Origin of the sequence: Pseudomonas sp. MONT-RG-20F-20-E-7-02 (assembly GCF_022662395.1) — a bacterium.
GTDB lineage: Bacteria > Pseudomonadota > Gammaproteobacteria > Pseudomonadales > Pseudomonadaceae > Aquipseudomonas.
In genome coordinates, this window is the sequence record NZ_JAKNQN010000039.1 from 1 (window position 1) to 433 (window position 433).

Sequence of the window (433 nt, forward strand, 5' to 3'; positions counted from 1 at the left end):
GTTAAGAGAACTCACAAATTTTACCTTAGCCTGATCCGTTACCAGTGAAAGTAACGTTCAGTCTATCTTTCTATCACATACCCAAATTTTTAAAGAACGATCTAATCAAAGACTAGAAATCAATATTCACTTCAGAATATTCATTTCTAAACTCTAACAGCAGAAGCAGTTAATGGTGGAGCCAAACGGGATCGAACCGTTGACCTCCTGCGTGCAAGGCAGGCGCTCTCCCAGCTGAGCTATGGCCCCATAACAAAATTGGTGGGTCTGGGCAGATTCGAACTGCCGACCTCACCCTTATCAGGGGTGCGCTCTAACCAACTGAGCTACAGACCCAATTTCGAGCGCGTAACTGATTAGCTAAGAGCTATCAGCTTGGAGCTTAAAGCTGCTTCTATCGTCTTCTTCAATGAATCAAGCAATTCGTGTGGGA

General features: G+C 44.3%; 2 tRNA genes. Both read right to left on the reverse strand.

Annotation, left to right across the window (positions count from 1 at the left end):
• Positions 1-173: 173 nt before the first annotated feature.
• Positions 174-249 (reverse strand) — tRNA-Ala (locus tag L8I05_RS29425).
• Between the two features lie 10 nt (positions 250-259).
• A tRNA-Ile gene (locus L8I05_RS29430) sits at positions 260-336 on the reverse strand.
• Positions 337-433: the final 97 nt, after the last annotated feature.